We start from the raw sequence: 18,586 nt of genomic DNA, 5'->3' as shown, positions 1-18,586 counted from the left end.
CTCAGGGGGTTATTTGGTTAGGATCGAAAAAGCGCTAAATGTTACCAAATTAGCGCTCATTTAACAATTCGCACACAGCGTTATTAGCTTTGTTAGTATAGCTTAACTTTGTGTCGTTTATTTTATAGAGGAAGAGATGTACTGCGTTTTACACATGTCATGGTTACGTTAGAGTGTACCTCTTGAACGTATTCTAAGCTGAGTAAATTGTCACGTACAAAGTGCTCATAGCCTTCTATACCTTGTGAGATTATACGCAGCATAAAGTCCATAGTACCGGCCATTGTGTAACATTCTGTCACTTCGTCATAGCTCATAATTAGCTTTTCAAACTCAGCTAAGTTTTTCTTGCCATGGTTTGATAAGCGCACATGTGCGTATACAAGCATGTCAAAACCAAGCTTTTTCTCATCTAAAAGCGCCACTTTACTTTTGATGTAGCCATCTTGTTCAAGCTTAGCAATTCGTCGCCAACAAGGTGATTGAGATAAGCCTACTTTGTCTGCAATTTCAGCAGTTGAAAGACTTGCGTCCTGTTGTAAAAGTGCCAAAATTTGGCGATCTACGTGATTTAGAGACATTTTATTTCTTATTTATCTAATAAACTGGTTAAATTATACAGCCAATTTAAAATTCCGTCTGCAATAATTTTACATTTTCATGGATTTTAATTAACCAAATTGGCCACTTATAAATGGATTAGTGCGTTTTTCGTGGCCTACAGTCGAATCTTCACCATGGCCGGCTAAAATACGCGTGTGATCTTCAAGCGTTAAAATATGGCTTTTAATAGACTCAATCAGCTGCTCTGTGTTGCCTTTAGGGAAATCTGTACGCCCTATAGCCCCTTTAAAAATAACATCGCCAACAATAACGCATTGCTGATCAGGTTCATAAAACACAATGTGACCAGGTGTGTGCCCCGGGCAATGCTTAACACTAAAGCTAAGTTTGCCAAGCGTTAATACATCATTATGATTAAGCCAAATATCAGGGTAAAAAGCTTTAATAGCAGGAAAACCAAACATTTGTGCTTGCATAGGCAGGTTTTCAAACCAAAATGACTCATCTTTTTGCGGGCCAATAATTTGTACATTGTAATGTGCGCGTAATTCATCAGCTGCACCTACATGGTCTAAATGCCCATGCGTAAGCCAAATAGCGCTCAATACTAATTTGTGTTCATTAAGCGTGGCTATAATTTTTTGTGTGTCGCCACCTGGGTCAATTACCACTGCTTGCTTTGTTTCTGTACAGCTGATTATTCTGCAATTTTGGGAAAAAGGAGTCACGGGTATCGTAATAACGCGCATATTAAATTTCTTTATCTTTTTGATCGGGGATAACGGCTACTTGCTCATACGACATTAAAATTGGGTATTTTAAATACGCTTCATCATAAAATGGAGTATGTGAATATAACCAGTTCAAACGTGCATTGGCATCGTGCGCAAATGCTTTATCTTTAAGTTTTTTATCAAACTCAAGGGCAAGTTTTGGGTTGTCTTTAAGCATTTTCCGTGCGTATGGGATTAACGCGTAATTTTCCATGTACTCTGTGCGTTGAAAAATCGTATTAAACTCACCCCACGCAAAAAATGAATCAGGAGCTTCCGGGTGTAATAAATGAACCGCTAATTCCCCTGCCTTTTGTTGCGTGTTTACTTGATACCAACCGTCTAAATCTACATTTATTGCAGGCACATAATCAAAACTTGCTGAGACTCTAAAACGCCCTTCAAACGGGGCTTTATCAAACGAATAATCCAACACCTTAGCAAGCTTTAATGGTTGTGTATTCGCGCCTTTAAGTTTATTTACTGACACCCCATGTAACTTAAGCTTTTCTATTATATCGCTATACACGGGCGGTACAAAAAATGCTTGTGGTACATCAACAACTCGTTCAACCTGTTTTTGCCAATAAATCGGTAAGTCAGTGTAGGTATAGGCTTTTCCCAAATATTTAACTTCAGTTTGCCCCGAAAGCGCACTTACACTTGAAGTGTACTCTACCCCTTTAAACTCACTAATTGTGTCTGCTTGTTTTGCATAAGATCGTTTAACAATTAGTTTATCAGGTACAAATTCTTGCTCTTTTTTTACGGCGTTAGCAAGCTCATGGCTGTACTGAGAAAGCGCGTTTATCGCCCCATCTAAAAATACATAGGTGCCTAATACGCGTTGTTGATAAGGTTTTAAAGAATGGTTTTCAACTAAAATTGTTGGTAATGACTTTAAATCGCCCCACCCGTTTGAAAATCTCGGTGTAGCCACCCAACCTGCAAGGCCTTTTTTAAAGTCGCGTTTATCCATAACAAACACTAATGGCCCAGGTATATGTCCTTGCTTTTGTAATGTTTCGTTAATAACCGGCTTTATATACTGATCTAAAGCATCCGATATCGCGGGCGATTCACTGGCAAAAACGGGATTATAACCATAGGTAACATCGTATTGATAATCTGCGCCATCGGTAACATGCACATCAATGTACAAGTTGGGGTTATAATCATTAATAACCTTTAAAACACTTCTTACCTCGGGTGTATCTAACTTAGTGAAATCGCGATTAAGGTTTAGATTATTTGCATTGGTTCTAAAGCCCATTTTTGCAGGGCCGCGCTGATTTATACGATTAAATGCACTGCTACGCTCATGGCCATCTACGTTTAAGATAGGAATAAAAAGTATGTTTACCTTTTTTAAAATATCACGGCGCTTACCTGTTGCAATATCGCGCAGCAACATAAACATAGCGTCTTTACCATCTATCTCGCCTGCATGAATACCGGCTTGGATAAGAATAGTTGGCTTAGTGCTGTTAGCCATCTGCCCTGCTTCAAAGAACCCTTGCTCACTGGCAACCAACATTTTAATAGCTCGTTTGCTATTACTGTACCCTATTGTTTGAGATTGAAACTGTGTGGGGTTTGCAGCAACTAATCTATCTACAAACGCCATTGTGTCGGCATAATTTGGCGAAGCTTTACCCTGAGACAACTCAAAATCAGTGGTTAACGGGCCTTGTTGCTGTAATAACGAAACGCTATTACCTTGCCAAGGAATAAGAGGCGGTAAATGACTGTTATCTGCCGCAATTGCAGATAAAAATAACAGACTTGCAAACATAGTTTTCTCTAACAAACGCTTTAATAAAATAAATTATACCAAGTAAACATAGTGATATTATAAAAGTGCGGTGATTCAACAAAAAAGAAAGCCCGCTGATACCCGTACACTTTATTAGGTGATCTATTTTGAAGATGGAGATATGTGTTGCTAGCGAAACAAAAAATTTTGCTATTTAATTGTTCTAAACGAGACTTTTTTAACGCAGATAGCGACACATTTAGCCCTCAAAACAATAAAGTACTATTGGTGGGAGATATTATTAGGTGAGTCTAAAATTGTAGGCACAAAAAAAGGAGCCTAAGGCTCCTCTTTAATACTTATTTAAAAAAGCTTAAGCTGCCGCTAGGCCTTCTTTTGCTTTTTCAACAAGCGCTGCAAATGCAACTTGGTCGTAAACAGCGATATCTGCAAGGATCTTACGATCGATTTCTACAGAAGTCTTTTTAAGACCATTGATAAAACGGCTGTAAGACAGACCATTTTGACGTGAAGCTGCATTGATACGTGCAATCCATAATTGACGGAAAGTACGTTTCTTAGCACGACGGTCACGGTAAGCGTATTGACCCGCTTTAGTAACTGCCTGGAAAGCTACGCGGTAAACACGTGAACGTGCTCCGTAGTAACCTTTAGCTTGCTTTAAAACTTTTTTGTGACGTGCACGTGCGACAACGCCGCGTTTAACTCTTGCCATTTCTAAAAACCCCTATTAAGCGAATGGTAACATACGTGAAACTAGACCATGGTCATTTTTATGAACCATCATCTTAGGACGTAGGTGTAACTTACGCTTAGAAGTTTTCTTAGTCAGAATGTGACGAAGATGCGCTTGTTTACGCTTGAAACCGCCAGAAGCAGTTTTCTTGAAACGCTTAGCAGCGCCTCTGTGACTTTTTAGCTTATAAGCCATTGCAATAACTCCAAATGTATTGCTTAAAAATTAGTAAGCAGGCGTGAGATATATTTCTATAGCTCCACTTTTAGGCCTAACTTACTGCCATATTCCGGTGAAAACCCAGCATAAATGCCGCAATTTTACTTTAAAACCGGTTAGCACAGGTGAATATTTACATATTACTTGGGTACCTGGGCTAAATTCGGTGCGCATTATCGCTTAAAAATTACTTTTTAGCAACAGGCGCCATCATCATAACCATTTGACGGCCTTCAACACGATTTGGGAAAGACTCAACTACTGCAAGTTCTTCTAAATCAGCCTTAACACGGTTTAATAATTCGATACCAATTTCTTGGTGAGCCATTTCGCGGCCACGGAAGCGGATAGTGATCTTAGCTTTATCGCCAGCTTCTAAGAACTTGCGTAAGTTGCGCAGCTTAACCTGATAGTCACCTTCATCCGTACCAGGACGGAATTTGATTTCTTTAATCTGGATTTGCTTTTGCTTCTTCTTCTGCTCTTTTAGTTCTTTGCTTTTTTCAAAGATGAACTTACCGTAGTCCATAACCTTACAAACAGGCGGCTCAGCGTTTGGGCTAATCTCTACAAGATCAACACCCGCTGCATCAGCCATAGCTTGTGCGTCTTTTAATGACTGAATTCCAGCTTGTTCGCCTTCGATGTCGATTAAACGAACTTCTTGAGCTGTAATTTCTTCGTTAATACGATTTTTTTGAGCTGTTTGTTGCCCTTTCTTGCCGCCTCTAATGGTACGTTCCTCCAAGAATATCAATAATATAAGCGTGTAGTTGGCTGTTTGTGATTGCCCTACACGCTCGATTTTTACTGTCGATTTTTAATTTCTTCGCTAATTTTAGCTACAAAATCATCAACATTAAATTTGCCTAGGTCTTCACCTGTGCGGGTACGTACTGCTACTTCCTGTTGTTCAACTTCTTTATCGCCGACAACCAGTAAGTAAGGAATACGCTTAAGTGTATGTTCTCGGATTTTAAAGCCAATCTTCTCATTTCTCAAGTCAGCAGCGGCTCTAATTCCAAGTTTATTTAATTTTTGTACAATTTCGTTCACGTAATCTGCTTGTTTATCGGTAATGTTCATAATTACCACTTGCTTTGGCGCAAGCCACGTTGGGAATAAACCAGCGTATTCTTCAGTTAAAATACCGATAAAGCGCTCAATTGAGCCTAAAATAGCACGGTGTATCATAACTGGCGTACGTCGCTCGTTGTTTTCAGCTACATAAGTAGCGCCTAAACGACCCGGTAATGCAAAGTCGAGTTGCACTGTACCACATTGCCACGCTCTGTCTAAACAATCGTACAAAGTAAATTCAATTTTAGGTCCGTAAAAGGCACCTTCACCTGGTAGGTAATCAAATTCAATGTCGTTTGCTTTAAGTGCATCGGCTAATGCAACCTCTGCTTTGTCCCAAATTTCATCGTCGCCGATGCGTTTTTCAGGGCGCGTAGAAAGCTTCACTACAATTTTGTCAAAACCGAATGTCTCATAGGTATCATAAACCATCTTAATACACGCTGACACTTCGTCCATTACTTGCTCTTCTGTACAGAACACGTGAGCATCATCTTGTGTAAAGCCACGTACACGCATTAAGCCGTGTAAAGCACCTGATGGTTCGTTACGGTGACAACAACCAAACTCAGCCATACGCAGTGGTAAATCACGGTACGATTTTAAACCTTGGTTAAAAATCTGTACGTGACCTGGGCAGTTCATTGGTTTTATAGCGTATTCGCGTTTTTCAGACTCTGTGGTAAACATGGCGTCTGAGTATTTTTCCCAGTGACCTGATTTTTCCCACAAAGAGCGGTCCATCATCATTGGACCTTTAACTTCTTCGTAGCCGTATTCACGCAGTTTTTCACGAACAAACTCTTCAAGCTCGCGGTAAATGCTCCAACCATCGTTATGCCAAAATACCATACCTGGCGCTTCTTCTTGCCAGTGCCATAAATCAAGGGCTTTACCAATACGGCGGTGATCGCGTTTTTCAGCCTCTTCTAAACGTTTAAGATACGCTTTGAGTTGCTTTTTGTCGCCCCACGCTGTGCCGTAAATACGCTGTAGCATTTTGTTTTCAGAGTCGCCACGCCAGTATGCACCAGCCACTTTCATTATTTTGAAGTTTTGGCAGAATTTCATGTTTGGTACGTGTGGACCACGACACATGTCTACGTACTCTTCGTGATGGTATAATCCTGGTCTGTCATCTTTTGCGATGTTTTCGTCCAAAATTTCCATTTTGTACGTTTCGCCACGCGCTTCAAACGTATCGCGTGCTTCTTGCCAGCTTACATTTTTTTTCACTACGTCGTAGTTTGTTTTTGCAAGTTGTAACATACGCTTTTCAATGGCGTCTAAGTCTTCTTGAGACAAAGAGTGTTCCATATCAATATCGTAGTAAAAACCGTTATCGATAGTTGGACCAATAGCCATTTTAGCGTCAGGGAAAAGCTGCTTAACTGCGTGACCGATTAAGTGAGCACACGAGTGACGAATAATTTCTAAGCCGTCGTCGTCTTTTGCGGTGATGATCTCAAGGCGCGAATCTTCGTTTATCATATCGCACGCATCAACACGCTCGCCGTTAACGCGTCCAGCAATGGTTGCTTTAGCAAGACCAGGGCCAATATCGTTAGCTACATCAAGAGTACTTACAGGGTTTTCAAAACTACGCTGACTGCCGTCAGGAAGAGTAATAACTGGCATTATAAATCCTTACATACAGTGGTGACACCTACAATGTATCACGTGTATTTTTAAATAAATTAAATGAGAATGACTCGACAACGCTTTTACGAATAAGCATTGACTATTTTTCGCCACAAATGACTAATGTAGATGCTGAGTCTGCTCAACTACAAAAAAGATATTGTCGCGTGATAGAGTATCAATTACAAGTTTAAAGCACGCTCATTACTTGAAATTTTACCTAAAATAGTCATTTTTTTGTTTTTCGCTCGCTAATTTAAATTAAGGATGTGACAACTTGAGTTTATTGATTATTAAAATTCACACGCAAAGCCTCGCTCTCGCAATTTATTAGATGTTGGGTATAATACCTAACAATTAAGTTATATTAGAGAACAGCAATGAGAACATGTGGTGTAGAAATTACCGGTAGCGATGTACTACTTTGTATTTTAAGTAAAGATAACGACGTATTTGATATTCGCGATGTGCGCCAAACACGCTTTACCTTAGGTAACGGTAACGACACTGAAATAATGCGTAAATTTCAATTTGATTTTGCAAAACTAATGCAAGATTATCAAATTGATTCTGTTGCCATTCGTGAGCGCCAACCTAAAGGTAAATTTGCAGGCAGTGCAAAGGGCTTTAAAATGGAAACAGCGATTCAATTAATCGAAGAGTTAGATGTTCGCGTGTTCTCAACGACCGAAATTAAAGAGCAGCTCAAACGCAACCCAATTCCTATTGCGTTTGAAGACACGGGCCTTAAAAAGTACCAAGAAAACGCTTTTGTTAATGCCTATGTATACATTATGAAAAAAACCTACCGCAGTGATGAGCTATAAGCCTTTAAGCGACTAAAACAAATTATAAAAACGCCTTTTAGTGGCGTTTTTTTATGCCTGCATAAAACCTAGCTTTTTATAGCCCTTCTATAAAACATTTTCATTTAACTTCTCTTAACGCTTAGTACATTAGTCTACCCCCTCTTTCTTTGTCGACAATATGTGTTTATTTTAACTACAGCTCATAACAATTCGCTTAACTATTTTAATTTTCTACGCAGCTATTAGAGGCTACGTAAAAAAATACTTACTCATCATCACGAATTGGTATAAGTAACTGACATACATTAATACGGAGAAGCACATGATTACACCATCGCGCTCGGTAAAAGAAGTAGAACAAATAAACACATTACCGCTCACAAAAAGCTATTTTAAAGGTGCGCAAAGTACGCCGCTTACGGATAAAACAATTGGCGAATACTTTGACTTTATTGTCGACAAACACCCTGATTCGCTTGCTGTCGTTGTTAGCCATCAAAATGTACACTTAACGTACAGAGCGTTTCAAAAAGAAGTTAATCAACTTGCTATGGGGCTATTAGCCATAGGTATTAAGCCAGGAGATCGGGTCGGAATATGGTCACCCAATAACATTGAGTGGTGTTTAACCCAATTTGCGAGCGCCAAGATAGGTGCCATTATGGTGTGCATCAACCCAGCCTATCGGCCTAACGAACTTCAATTTGCATTAAACAGTGTTGAGTGCTCAACACTCATTACCGCTTCGCAATTTAAGGGCAGTAACTATATAGATATGTTAAATAGTTTAGCGCCAGAACTTAAGCAGTGTGAAAATGGGAAACTGTCATCTCACGCTTTACCTAGCCTTAAAAATGTAATACGGATTGGTGATGAAACAAGCCCTGGTATGTTTTCTTTTTCAGATATTATGAATATGGCCACGCCAGCTCATAAGCTAGAGCTCAACGCTATTGCTGCAAATTTAAGTGCCGAACAGGACATAAATATTCAATTTACCTCCGGCACCACGGGCAACCCTAAAGGTGCGACACTGACGCATAAAAACATACTTAATAATGCACTTTTTGTCGCTGATGCTATGCATTTTACAGCACAAGATAAACTATGTATTCCTGTGCCGCTGTATCATTGTTTTGGTATGGTGCTTGGCAGTCTTTTGTGTGTAACTAAAGGCGCCGCAGCTATATACCCTAGCGATGCATTTGATGCAAAAACCACGCTTGATGTAGTACAGCAAGAAGGCTGCACGGCGCTGCACGGTGTACCTACTATGTTTATTAGCCAGCTAGAGCTGCCTAATTTTACTAACTATAACCTTAGCACGTTGCGCACCGGTGTTATGGCAGGTTCTACGTGCCCTGAGCAAGTCATGCGTAAAGTACAAACACAAATGAATATGCATCAGGTTTTAATTGCGTATGGGCAAACAGAATGCAGCCCAATCAATAATATAACCGAAACCGACTCATCTATAGAGCGTCAAGTAACAACCGTTGGCCGCGCCCTTGCTCACACTGAAGTTAAAATTATTGACGAATTGGGTAACATTCAAAAAGTAGGTGTACCCGGTGAGGTTTGTAGTAAAGGCGCCGGTATAATGCGCTGCTATTGGAATGACGAAGAAAAAACACAAGCCACTATAGATGATGAAGGTTGGTTGCACTCTGGTGATTTGGGGGTAATGGACAGCGAAGGATTTGTTACTATTGTCGGCCGTATTAAAGACATGATTATTCGAGGTGGCGAAAACATTTACCCACGCGAAATTGAAGAGGTTCTTTACACTTATCCAGGTGTTCAAGATGCCGCTATATTTGGTATTAGTGATGAAAAGTACGGTGAAGAAGTGTGCGCGTGGATCCAACCAAAAGAAGATGCAACTCTTGATGAGCAAGCAATACGTGCCTTTTTAAAAGACAAACTCGCCTATTTTAAAATGCCCCGTTATATTCGCTTTGTAGAGAGTTACCCAATGACAGTAACAGGCAAACTGCAAAAGTTTAAAATGCGAGAGCAAATGCAGCAATTACTTACTGATAAGGCCTTTTCTTAGCCGCAAATATTAACTACAAAAAAGCTCAGCAATTGCTGAGCTTTTAGCGTTAAATAATTTATTTACTCTGTTGGGCGGTATTGCTGCTGAACACCTGTTAAAAACAAACGTAAATTTGGTCATTACACACACGGTAATGTTTGTTTTCTACTTTGCGAGAAAACGCACTCAGCTCATGCTTACTTAATTCAAAGTCAACCTGTGCAAGTGTTGCTATAACATCTTCTGCTTTCATGTTTAGCGCAATACGCAGTTTCATAAAAATAATATTATTGGTTAACTTAGCCTCTGGCACAGGCTGTGGGCCTTCACGCTTGCCACGCTTAGTATTAATAAAGCCATTTAAAAACGTAGCAAACTCAGTGTCTGACATTTTAACAAACCCTTGCTCGCCCTCTTTTGTTAACCATGCAACAACTTGCTCAATGGTAACTGTTGCCTCTGCGGCGGCAAAAATACCGACCATGGCAGTATCGGTTAAATTAAAGGTATAGCGAACACGGCGTAACATATCGTTATTTGTCAAAGTAATTTCCTGAGTAGAGAGCAAGGCTAAATTAGAGCGCCCACGTTAAATGAGCGCGCAGTTTAGCAGCTTAAGACACGCTGCCCTATTGATATTTACGCTATAAAAAGTTGTTAATTACCCAACACTTTTGCAGGGTCGACTCGCGTTGCTTGCCACGCGGGGTAAATAGTAGCAAGTACAGCTAAAATAAAGGTAACTATCACTGTTATACCTATATCACTGAGTACTAATTTACTGGGTAAAAACTCAATAAAATAAACGCCTTCGAGTGGGTTAGCACCGAATAAATGACTCACCCATGTAAACAGCTCACTTATATTAAGCGCAAGTACAACCCCGACTAATGTACCAAGTAGTACCCCAACAAAAGCTTGCGTTAAACCTTGCATGACAAATGTAGCTAAAATAGTACTGTCTTTAGCGCCCATGGTTTTTAAAATAGCTATGTTGCCTTGCTTTTCGCGAACTTCCATTACCAAGGATGACACAATATTAAAACTGGCTACCGCTATAATTAAAAATACCACTATATAAACAATGGTACGTACCATTTGTATATCTTGATACAAGCTACCTTGCGTTCTAAACCAACTAGACACATACACATAATCACTAATAGTTTGACCAACTCGCAGTGCAATTTGATGCGCCTCAAATACGTCATCAACACTTAACCTAAGCCCAGTTACTTGGCTATTATCGTAACCTAAAACGCTTTGTGCTTTATTTAAATGAATAAACGCAGCGGTGCTATCTATTGGGCCACCCATTTCTATAATGCCCGCAAGTGTTAACGTTACGCGTTTAGGGGCTAATAATGACTTACCTTGCTCACTAATTTTAGGAATGAGTAAAGTAATATTGTCGCCTATATTAGCGCCTAACTGCTTAACAATTTGCTGGCCTAAAATTACATCATCCGTGCGCAGCTGACTAACCAGTGTACCTTGGGTAAATTGGTTTATGGCCGATACATTTCCTTCATAGCTTGGTTCAACGCCGCGTACTTCTACCGCTTTTAGCTGGCTTTTAAATTGCGCCATACCATTTACCGCTATAAACGGCGCAGCACCAGTAACATGTGGCTGGTGCTCTAACCGTTCAACTTTTTCAGCCCAATTGGCAATTGGCCTGCTTGGTGCTACGTATTCAACTTGCGGTACCACACTTAATAAACGATGCACAAGTTGCTGCTCAAAGCCATTAATAACCGAAAGCGCAACAATTAACACCGCCACCCCTAATAAAATACCAACAGTAGAGGCTTTGGCAATAAAGCTTACAAATGCGTTTTTTTCGTCTTTATGGCCAGAATACGCTCTAAAACGTTCACTTAAAAATAAACTAAGCAACATGGTGCGACTCTTTAATGGCAAGTTTCCCATCATCTAAATACGCAATTTTACCTAGCTTGTCTGCAAGCTCTAAGTCGTGAGTGACCACTACAAAACTAGTATTTAAGCTTTTATTAAGCTCATTAATTAAATCGTAAATTTTAATTGCATTTTGCTTATCAAGGTTACCAGTAGGCTCGTCAGCTAACACTAATGCGGGTTTAGTCACCAGCGCTCGGGCAATAGCAACACGTTGGCGCTCTCCACCTGACAGTGCCGATGGTTTATGCTCACTACGATGCGCTAAACCTACTTTATCGAGCATTTCAAGCGCTTGCTCTTTCGCTTCGTTAGCGTTGAGCCCTTTAATTAACAGCGGCATAGCCACGTTTTCAACTGCACTAAATTCCATTAATAAATGGTGAAACTGATAAATAAAGCCCAAGTTTTTATTTCTAAACGCCGCTTGATCTGTTCGCGATAATTTAGCAACGTCTTGATTTTTTATTTTAGCGCTACCCGATGTAGCCGTATCAAGGGTGCCTAAAATATGCAGTAAGGTACTTTTCCCTGAGCCCGAGCTGCCCACTATAGCCAGCATATCTCCTTGGTTAAGTGATAGGTCTACCCCTTTTAATACTTCTACTTGGTTTTGGCCATCTTGATAAACTTTACTTAAGTTTTGACAGCTAATAACTAAATCATTCATAACGCAATACCTCTGCTGGTTTTACTTTTGCGGCTTTGCGCGCAGGATATAAAGTGGCTAAAAAGCTCATTGTAATACTGCTAAGCGCAATAATAACGAGGCTTAACACATCAAACTTTACCGGAAGCTCTACACCTGCGAGTAGGTTTAGCCCTACAGCAGCGAGTAGCTCATTAATATATAAGCTAAACAATACACCTAAAAGTGAACCTATCGCGGTGCCAATAACGCCGTTATACAAGCCTTGCACCATAAACACTTTTTGTACTTGTGAAGGCGTTAAACCTAAGGTTTGTAATATTGCCACTTCCCCTTGTTTTTCACTCACCATCATTGTCAATGCTGAGACAATATTAAATACAGCCACTAATACAATCAGTCCTAACAACATAGACATAATACGTTTTTCCATGGCAACCGCGGCAAATAGCGTGCCTTGGCTACTGCGCCAGTCACTTACTTGATAATCACGTAAAATAAGTTGGCTGTCCTTTGTAAATTGCGCTAATTCAAAGGGTTCATGCAACGACACACTTAAGTTAGGCGCGGTATTTTTGTTAAGCTTTAATACCCGCTGTAAAGATGCACCGCTGGTAAATGCAAGGCCCATATCTATTTCTGAGCCGGTTTCGTATATTGCGGCTATTTTAAATAACCGCTGACTAGGTACGCGCCCAAGTGGCGTGTATGTAGAGGCATTAGGCATAATTACGCGCAATTTTTCTCCCATACCAACACCAAGTTTACGGCTTAAATAGCGGCTAATAGCTATGCTGTAGCTATCATTTAAAACGTTTTGCCAATTGCCCTGAACAACTTTATCGGTAATTTTATATAACGAGCCGTTATCGCCATACAAGCCTTGCAGTAATACGCCGTGTAAGTCTTTATTGGTTTGCAAAATGGCTTCGCCATGGCGGTATAGGCTTACGTGATCTACGTAATCTGAGCGCTCTAAATCAGCTTTTAACGCATTCATTTGCGCGCTGGTGTGTTTATTAGCTTGTATTTCTACGTGAGGAATGAGCCCTAACATATTAGTTTTTAAACTGTTTTCAAAGCCATTCATTACACTGCTTACAGTGAATAAGGCCATAAGCCCTATGGCTATCCCGGCAATAGAAAAAAATGAAATAAACGATATAAACGCATTTCCTTTAGAGGAGCGGCTATATCTGAGCCCTATAAATAAGCTAACCGGTTGAAACATATTATTTAAAACATTTATGCTAAAAGTGTGCGGCTATATTAGCACGAACTAAGATGAATTGAATATGACCATAAATGTAAGAAATAATTTATAAATCTTACACTTGGCTATATTTTAAGCGCGCTTTATTCAAGTCCAGCCACTAAATAATCGAGTAATACTCTTACGTTAGTGGCAACAAACTGACGCGGCGGGTAAATTCCCCACACACCTTCTTGTTCCGGCTGATAAGGGGTTAATACGGGCACAAGCTCACCCGTTCGTAGCTCATTTTCAATGTAATAATTAGGTAGCTGGACTATTCCTAAGCCTTTTTTTGCGCCATCAACTAACGCCCATCCACTATTGCAGCGCAAGCGCCCTGCAATTTTAATGTGTTTATCACGGCCGTTTTCGTTTACTCGCCAGTAACTACTGTTACCAATTAAACATTGATGTTGTGTTAGCTCACCTAGGGTATGAGGCTCACCTACTCGGGATAAATAATCGGGGGAGGCACACATTATAAAGCGCCTAGCACTTAAACGCCGTGCTCTGTGGCTTGAATCTTTTAAATGCCCTAACCGAATGGCTAAATCAAACCCGCCTTCGAGTAGGTTCTCTTGCTCGTTAGAAAGTGTAGCAATAACTTCAACCTCAGGGTGAGCGTCCATAAAATTGTGCACAATAGGCATAATAAAAGTTTCACCATACATAACTGGTGCTGTTAATTTAATTTTCCCTTTTGGCGTTGTTTGCTGCGTAGCTAAGCTTTGCGTTGCATCGTCCATAGCATGTTGTAACTGCTTAGTTTGATGTAAAAAGGCTTCACCCTCTTTGGTTAATACCACTTTTCGGGTGGTACGGGTGAGTAGTTGGGTATTTAAACGCTGCTCCAACGCCGTTACATGGCGACTTATATGAGCAACCGACAACCCCAGTACATTAGCCGCTGCTGTAAAACTGCCCTCTTCACCCACGGCTATAAACTCGTCTATGCCATCCCAACGTGCCATTATTACCATACTGTAAAAGTGTTTTAATAAATCAGAGATTATCATTATTTGAGAAACAAATACAATAGAGCCATCACCCAAACACTTTGGGTCTACAATTGTTATTTAAAACCACTACAAAGGATAAGCATATGTCTGAATTTATAAAATCAAAAGCAGCTATTGCATGGGGTCCAAACCAACCGTTAAGCGTTGAAGAAGTTGATGTGATGATGCCCAAAAAAGGCGAAGTAATGGTAAAAATTACTGCAACAGGTGTTTGTCACACTGATGCATTTACTTTATCAGGTGAAGACCCGGAAGGTATCTTCCCTGCAATTTTAGGCCACGAAGGTGCAGGCGTTGTGTATGCAGTGGGCGAAGGCGTAACCAGTGTTGAAGTAGGCGATCACGTTATTCCTTTATACACTGCTGAATGTGGTGAATGTAAAATGTGTACCTCAGGCAAAACTAACCTGTGTTCAGCAGTGCGCGAAACACAAGGTAAAGGCCTAATGCCAGATGGCACTACACGCTTTTTTAAAGACGGCCAACCAATTTATCACTACATGGGCACGTCTACTTTTTCTGAGTACACCGTACTGCCAGAAATTTCACTTGCAAAAGTAAATAAAGAAGCGTCGCTCGAAGAGATTTGTTTATTAGGCTGTGGTGTAACTACAGGCATGGGCGCGGTAACAAACACTGCAAACGTAAAACCAGGCGATACCGTGGCTATTTTTGGCTTAGGTGGCATTGGTTTATCGGCCATTATTGGTGCAAAAATGGCAGGCGCTGGTCGCATTATTGGTGTTGATATCAATACCAGCAAATTTGACCTTGCAACAAAACTTGGCGCAACCGATTTAATTAATCCAAAAGATTTCGACAAACCAATTCAAGAAGTAATTGTTGATATGACCGATGGCGGCGTTGATTATTCGTTTGAGTGTATTGGTAACGTTGATGTAATGCGCTCAGCACTTGAGTGTTGTCATAAAGGTTGGGGTGAGTCGGTTATTATTGGTGTGGCCGGTGCTGGCCAAGAAATTTCAACCCGACCTTTCCAGCTTGTAACAGGGCGTGTATGGCGTGGTAGCGCATTTGGTGGCGTTAAAGGCCGTTCGCAATTACCTGAAATCGTTGAGCGTTACATGGCTGGCGAATTTGCGCTTAACGACTTTATTACCCATACAATGAGCCTTGAAGAAATTAACGATGCGTTTGATTTAATGCACGAAGGTAAAAGTATTCGTACAGTAATTCACTACTAATACGCTATTGGTAACTTATGGATTAAAAAGCCGTATTACTTAATTGTTTGCGGCTTTTAAGGATTTTTATGTTAGAAAATATCTCAAGTACAAAAGTAGCAGGTGGTTGGCACAAACAATATACCCACACTGCAACCAGTACCCATTGCACAATGCGTTTTTCGGTATTTTTACCCCCAGGCGCAAGCGAAACTAATAAAGTGCCAGTGCTTTATTGGCTATCGGGTTTAACCTGTACAGACGAAAACTTTATGCAAAAAGCCGGCGCATTTAAAAAAGCAGCTGAGCTGGGTATTGCTATTGTAGCGCCTGATACAAGCCCACGTGGTGATAATGTTCCTGATGACGATAACTACGACTTTGGCCAAGGCGCGGGTTTTTACGTAAACGCAACGCAAGCACCGTTCAATACACATTTTAATATGTATGACTATGTAGTTGATGAACTACCTATGCTTATTGAGCAACACTTCCCGGTAACAAGCACTAAAGCTATTAGTGGTCACTCTATGGGCGGCCACGGTGCTTTAATGGTCGCACTTAAAAACCCTAAAGCGTATATTAGCGCATCGGCCTTTAGCCCTATTGTTAATCCAATTGACTGCCCGTGGGGCGTGAAAGCATTTACGGGTTACTTAGGCACCGACAAAGCGCTTTGGGGTCAATACGATTCGTGCGAGTTGATGAAAAAAGCGCAGCAGGCTGATTTTCTCCCTATGCTTGTAACACAGGGCGATGCCGATGGGTTTTTAGAGGAGCAACTTAAGCCACAAAACTTAGCGGCTGTTGCTAAAAATAAAGGCTATCCGCTTAGTATTGAAATGCAAGCAGGCTATGATCATAGTTACTTTTTTATAAGCAGCTTTATTGACCAACACTTATCATTTCATAGTCAGTTTTTAACTGCGTAACCTCATTAGTGTGTAGATCAAATTTCTCTACTTCTACACACTCTTTCAATACTTTACTAACTTGCCTGCAAACTTGTACCGTATTGTTATTGCCCTCACCTTTTACAAATTTAACTATAGCCATATCAACTTGAGCACCAAGCTTAGTAAAGCTAAAACCCTCTTCGTCTTTTACGACAGGCCCTGCGTTTACTGGGCCAGGTTGAGAACGTGCTGCCCCATCTAAAATAATACCCGCAGCAGTGCATCCAATTAATAGATTTGAAAATAGAATAATTAATAAAATACGCATTATTAACCCTTGCAATAAAATTACCTAAATTATATACAATTTTATAAATAGCATTGTAAAAATATGTAAGCGCTAGTGCTTAAATTCACTTATAAACTCTTTAATAAAACCCACCAGCTGCAAGATAAAAATAACCAAAAAGGGAAGCGCACCAATAATGGCAACACTTCTATTGAGTGGCTCATTATTTTGAACAAGTAATATAAAAGCACATAAGCCTAAAGCAAATGACCAACCATATAAATTTACGGTGTTATTAGTATGCGCATTTTTATTGGAAGAACTTAACTCCTTTATTATTAGTATTGCTGAGTCTGCCGATGTAGCTACAAAAATGAGCAAAAGCAGCAAGCTTGACCAAATTAAAATACTTCCTTGCCACCCTAGTTGTTCAAAAAATACAAATAACCCTTGGGTGTAATCGGCTTTAATAGCCGCTAAAATACCTGCACTATGCGTTTGATCCCACGATATAGCCGACCCCGAAAAAACACTAAACCATATTATGGTTACTAAGGTAGGCACAAACACTACACCTATAATGTATTGCCACACAGGTCTACCTTGGCTTATTTTAGCTAAAAACACACCCACGAATGGCCCCCATGCTAGCCACCAAAAATAGTAATTATAAGTCCAACCATTAGCCCATTCAGGGTTTTTAAGTACGCTTTCTAATTGCCAAGTACCAGTAGTAATGAGCTGAATGTAATCCCAAGTCCCCCCTATCGCTATATCAATAATTGGTTTTATTGGCACATAAAACATTAACCATATAATCATGCCAAAAGCTAAGAGCACATTAAACTTACTCAGCGCTTGCACCCCCTTTTTCAGGCCTAGCTTTGCAGAAACCGTATACAAAACCACAATTAAACTAATTATAATTAAACCCGAAAGCAATACTGACTCAATGCCTAGCTTTAATTCCAACCCTTTACGAAGCAATAACGTTGAGTTTGCAATAGTCCCCACGACGCCAAAAAATATTGCGAATATGGCTATAAGTTTAATACTAAAGCTCAACTTAAATTGCCAACCGCTATTTATAACCCCTTTGGTTACATTAAGAACGGGCGCGGCTATATCGCCAGCCTCACCACTTTTAGTACTAAGCCCTCCTAAAACTAAGCCAAACACCGCATATAGCGCCCATGCATGTGCTCCCCAATTTACAAGTGTAAGCGCCAAGCCACTCGTTTGAGTGTTTTCATATAAACTTTGTTTTAGTACAGGATTAACTGAGTGAAGTGCAGGTTCTGCTACACCCCAAAAAATGAGCCCCGATCCCATTCCTGCCGCAAAAAGCATAGACAGCCAACCAAACAAGCCAAATTCGACACGGGCAGCGTCCCCGCCTACTTTTCGCCTACCAAGCGGGCTTATGGCAATAACAATGACGGCAAGTAGTAAAAAATTGACTAACAAAAAAAACGGCGCCCCTAAAAAGCTTAAGGCGCTATTTATGAGCGGTTGCAAATGATCAGTAAGTAGTTGAGGAGCCAAAAATGCAATAGCACTAAGAATAAAGCACACTAATAATGCAGTTTTTTCAAGCTTGGTTATATGTAAAGGCAATTAAAATACACTCTATTGAGGCCTGTTGACCTTTCAAGATTAAAATTTGTTCAATCTAGGTGCTTATTTAATCGTGGTGCGAGGTTTGTAACCTAGTGGGCTAAGTAAAAACCGAGTAAC

At 40.3% G+C, this 18,586-nt stretch carries 17 protein-coding genes and 1 pseudogene; 4 read left to right on the top strand and 14 right to left on the bottom strand.

Annotation, left to right across the window (positions count from 1 at the left end; all coding sequences use genetic code 11):
* Positions 1-122: 122 nt before the first annotated feature.
* From CWC16_RS13200 to thrS, 7 genes are all read right to left on the bottom strand, one after another.
* The gene (locus tag CWC16_RS13200; RefSeq protein ID WP_002960703.1) at positions 123-581 is read right to left on the bottom strand and encodes an Lrp/AsnC family transcriptional regulator; all 459 of its coding nucleotides are present in this window, start codon (positions 579-581) and stop codon (positions 123-125) included.
* 90 nt (positions 582-671) lie between these two features.
* On the bottom strand, positions 672-1,313 hold the full coding sequence (locus CWC16_RS13195; RefSeq protein WP_138541853.1) for an MBL fold metallo-hydrolase: 642 nt from the start codon (positions 1,311-1,313) through the stop codon (positions 672-674).
* A 1-nt stretch (position 1,314) separates the two neighbouring features.
* Positions 1,315-3,132 (bottom strand): M14 family metallopeptidase, encoded by a 1,818-nt coding sequence (locus CWC16_RS13190; protein WP_138541852.1) that lies wholly within the window; start codon positions 3,130-3,132, stop codon positions 1,315-1,317.
* Positions 3,133-3,466: 334 nt separating this feature from the next.
* Positions 3,467-3,829: a 50S ribosomal protein L20 gene (rplT, locus tag CWC16_RS13185; RefSeq protein ID WP_004587841.1), complete on the bottom strand. Its 363-nt coding sequence runs from the start codon at positions 3,827-3,829 to the stop codon at positions 3,467-3,469.
* Between the two features lie 15 nt (positions 3,830-3,844).
* On the bottom strand, positions 3,845-4,045 hold the full coding sequence (gene rpmI / locus CWC16_RS13180) for a 50S ribosomal protein L35 (RefSeq protein WP_004587840.1): 201 nt from the start codon (positions 4,043-4,045) through the stop codon (positions 3,845-3,847).
* 211 nt (positions 4,046-4,256) lie between these two features.
* Positions 4,257-4,817 carry a translation initiation factor IF-3 gene (gene infC / locus CWC16_RS13175; RefSeq protein WP_024034072.1) on the bottom strand — a complete coding sequence of 187 codons (561 nt, stop codon included), beginning with the start codon at positions 4,815-4,817 and terminating at the stop codon, positions 4,257-4,259.
* Positions 4,818-4,876: 59 nt separating this feature from the next.
* Entirely contained in the window at positions 4,877-6,787 is a 1,911-nt protein-coding gene (thrS, locus tag CWC16_RS13170; RefSeq protein ID WP_138541851.1) for a threonine--tRNA ligase, read from the bottom strand.
* A 383-nt stretch (positions 6,788-7,170) separates the two neighbouring features.
* On the opposite strand from thrS, the gene CWC16_RS13165 reads away from it, so the two are divergent.
* Positions 7,171-7,617, top strand: a complete 447-nt coding sequence (locus CWC16_RS13165; protein WP_004587837.1) for a DUF3010 family protein — start codon at positions 7,171-7,173, stop codon at positions 7,615-7,617.
* Positions 7,618-7,921: 304 nt separating this feature from the next.
* On the top strand, positions 7,922-9,655 hold the full coding sequence (locus tag CWC16_RS13160; RefSeq protein ID WP_138541850.1) for an AMP-binding protein: 1,734 nt from the start codon (positions 7,922-7,924) through the stop codon (positions 9,653-9,655).
* A gap of 62 nt (positions 9,656-9,717) precedes the next feature.
* On the opposite strand, the pseudogene CWC16_RS13155 reads toward CWC16_RS13160, so the two are convergent.
* From CWC16_RS13155 to CWC16_RS13135, 5 genes and pseudogenes are all read right to left on the bottom strand, one after another.
* Positions 9,718-10,181 (bottom strand): annotated as a pseudogene (locus CWC16_RS13155) (YehS family protein).
* A gap of 113 nt (positions 10,182-10,294) precedes the next feature.
* A complete protein-coding gene (locus CWC16_RS13150; RefSeq protein WP_138541849.1) occupies positions 10,295-11,539 on the bottom strand; it encodes a lipoprotein-releasing ABC transporter permease subunit in 1,245 nt (414 codons plus the stop codon).
* Positions 11,529-12,227 (bottom strand): lipoprotein-releasing ABC transporter ATP-binding protein LolD, encoded by a 699-nt coding sequence (lolD, locus tag CWC16_RS13145; RefSeq protein WP_138541848.1) that lies wholly within the window; start codon positions 12,225-12,227, stop codon positions 11,529-11,531. The genes CWC16_RS13150 and lolD overlap by 11 nt, the downstream gene beginning before the upstream one ends.
* The gene (locus CWC16_RS13140) at positions 12,220-13,437 is read right to left on the bottom strand and encodes a lipoprotein-releasing ABC transporter permease subunit (protein ID WP_138541847.1); all 1,218 of its coding nucleotides are present in this window, start codon (positions 13,435-13,437) and stop codon (positions 12,220-12,222) included. The genes lolD and CWC16_RS13140 overlap by 8 nt, the downstream gene beginning before the upstream one ends.
* A gap of 125 nt (positions 13,438-13,562) precedes the next feature.
* Entirely contained in the window at positions 13,563-14,432 is an 870-nt protein-coding gene (locus tag CWC16_RS13135; RefSeq protein WP_171037660.1) for a LysR family transcriptional regulator, read from the bottom strand.
* 131 nt (positions 14,433-14,563) lie between these two features.
* Here CWC16_RS13135 and CWC16_RS13130 point away from each other — a divergent pair, with 131 nt between their 5' ends.
* Together CWC16_RS13130 and fghA are read left to right on the top strand one after the other, a co-directional pair.
* Complete coding sequence (locus CWC16_RS13130) at positions 14,564-15,685, top strand: S-(hydroxymethyl)glutathione dehydrogenase/class III alcohol dehydrogenase (protein ID WP_055016445.1); 1,122 nt, start codon at positions 14,564-14,566, stop codon at positions 15,683-15,685.
* A 68-nt stretch (positions 15,686-15,753) separates the two neighbouring features.
* On the top strand, positions 15,754-16,596 hold the full coding sequence (fghA, locus tag CWC16_RS13125; RefSeq protein ID WP_138541845.1) for an S-formylglutathione hydrolase: 843 nt from the start codon (positions 15,754-15,756) through the stop codon (positions 16,594-16,596).
* On the opposite strand, the gene CWC16_RS13120 is transcribed toward fghA, so the two are convergent.
* Positions 16,550-16,888 (bottom strand): hypothetical protein, encoded by a 339-nt coding sequence (locus CWC16_RS13120; RefSeq protein ID WP_138541844.1) that lies wholly within the window; start codon positions 16,886-16,888, stop codon positions 16,550-16,552. The genes fghA and CWC16_RS13120 overlap by 47 nt on opposite strands.
* 72 nt (positions 16,889-16,960) lie before the next feature.
* Positions 16,961-18,424, bottom strand: a complete 1,464-nt coding sequence (locus CWC16_RS13115; RefSeq protein WP_249929255.1) for a BCCT family transporter — start codon at positions 18,422-18,424, stop codon at positions 16,961-16,963.
* Positions 18,425-18,586 lie beyond the last annotated feature (162 nt).

This window comes from Pseudoalteromonas sp. S3776, assembly GCF_005886915.1.
In the GTDB taxonomy this organism is placed as follows: domain Bacteria; phylum Pseudomonadota; class Gammaproteobacteria; order Enterobacterales; family Alteromonadaceae; genus Pseudoalteromonas.
The sequence above is the reverse complement of the archived record's forward strand: the minus strand, read 5'-3'. Positions and strand labels throughout refer to the sequence as shown.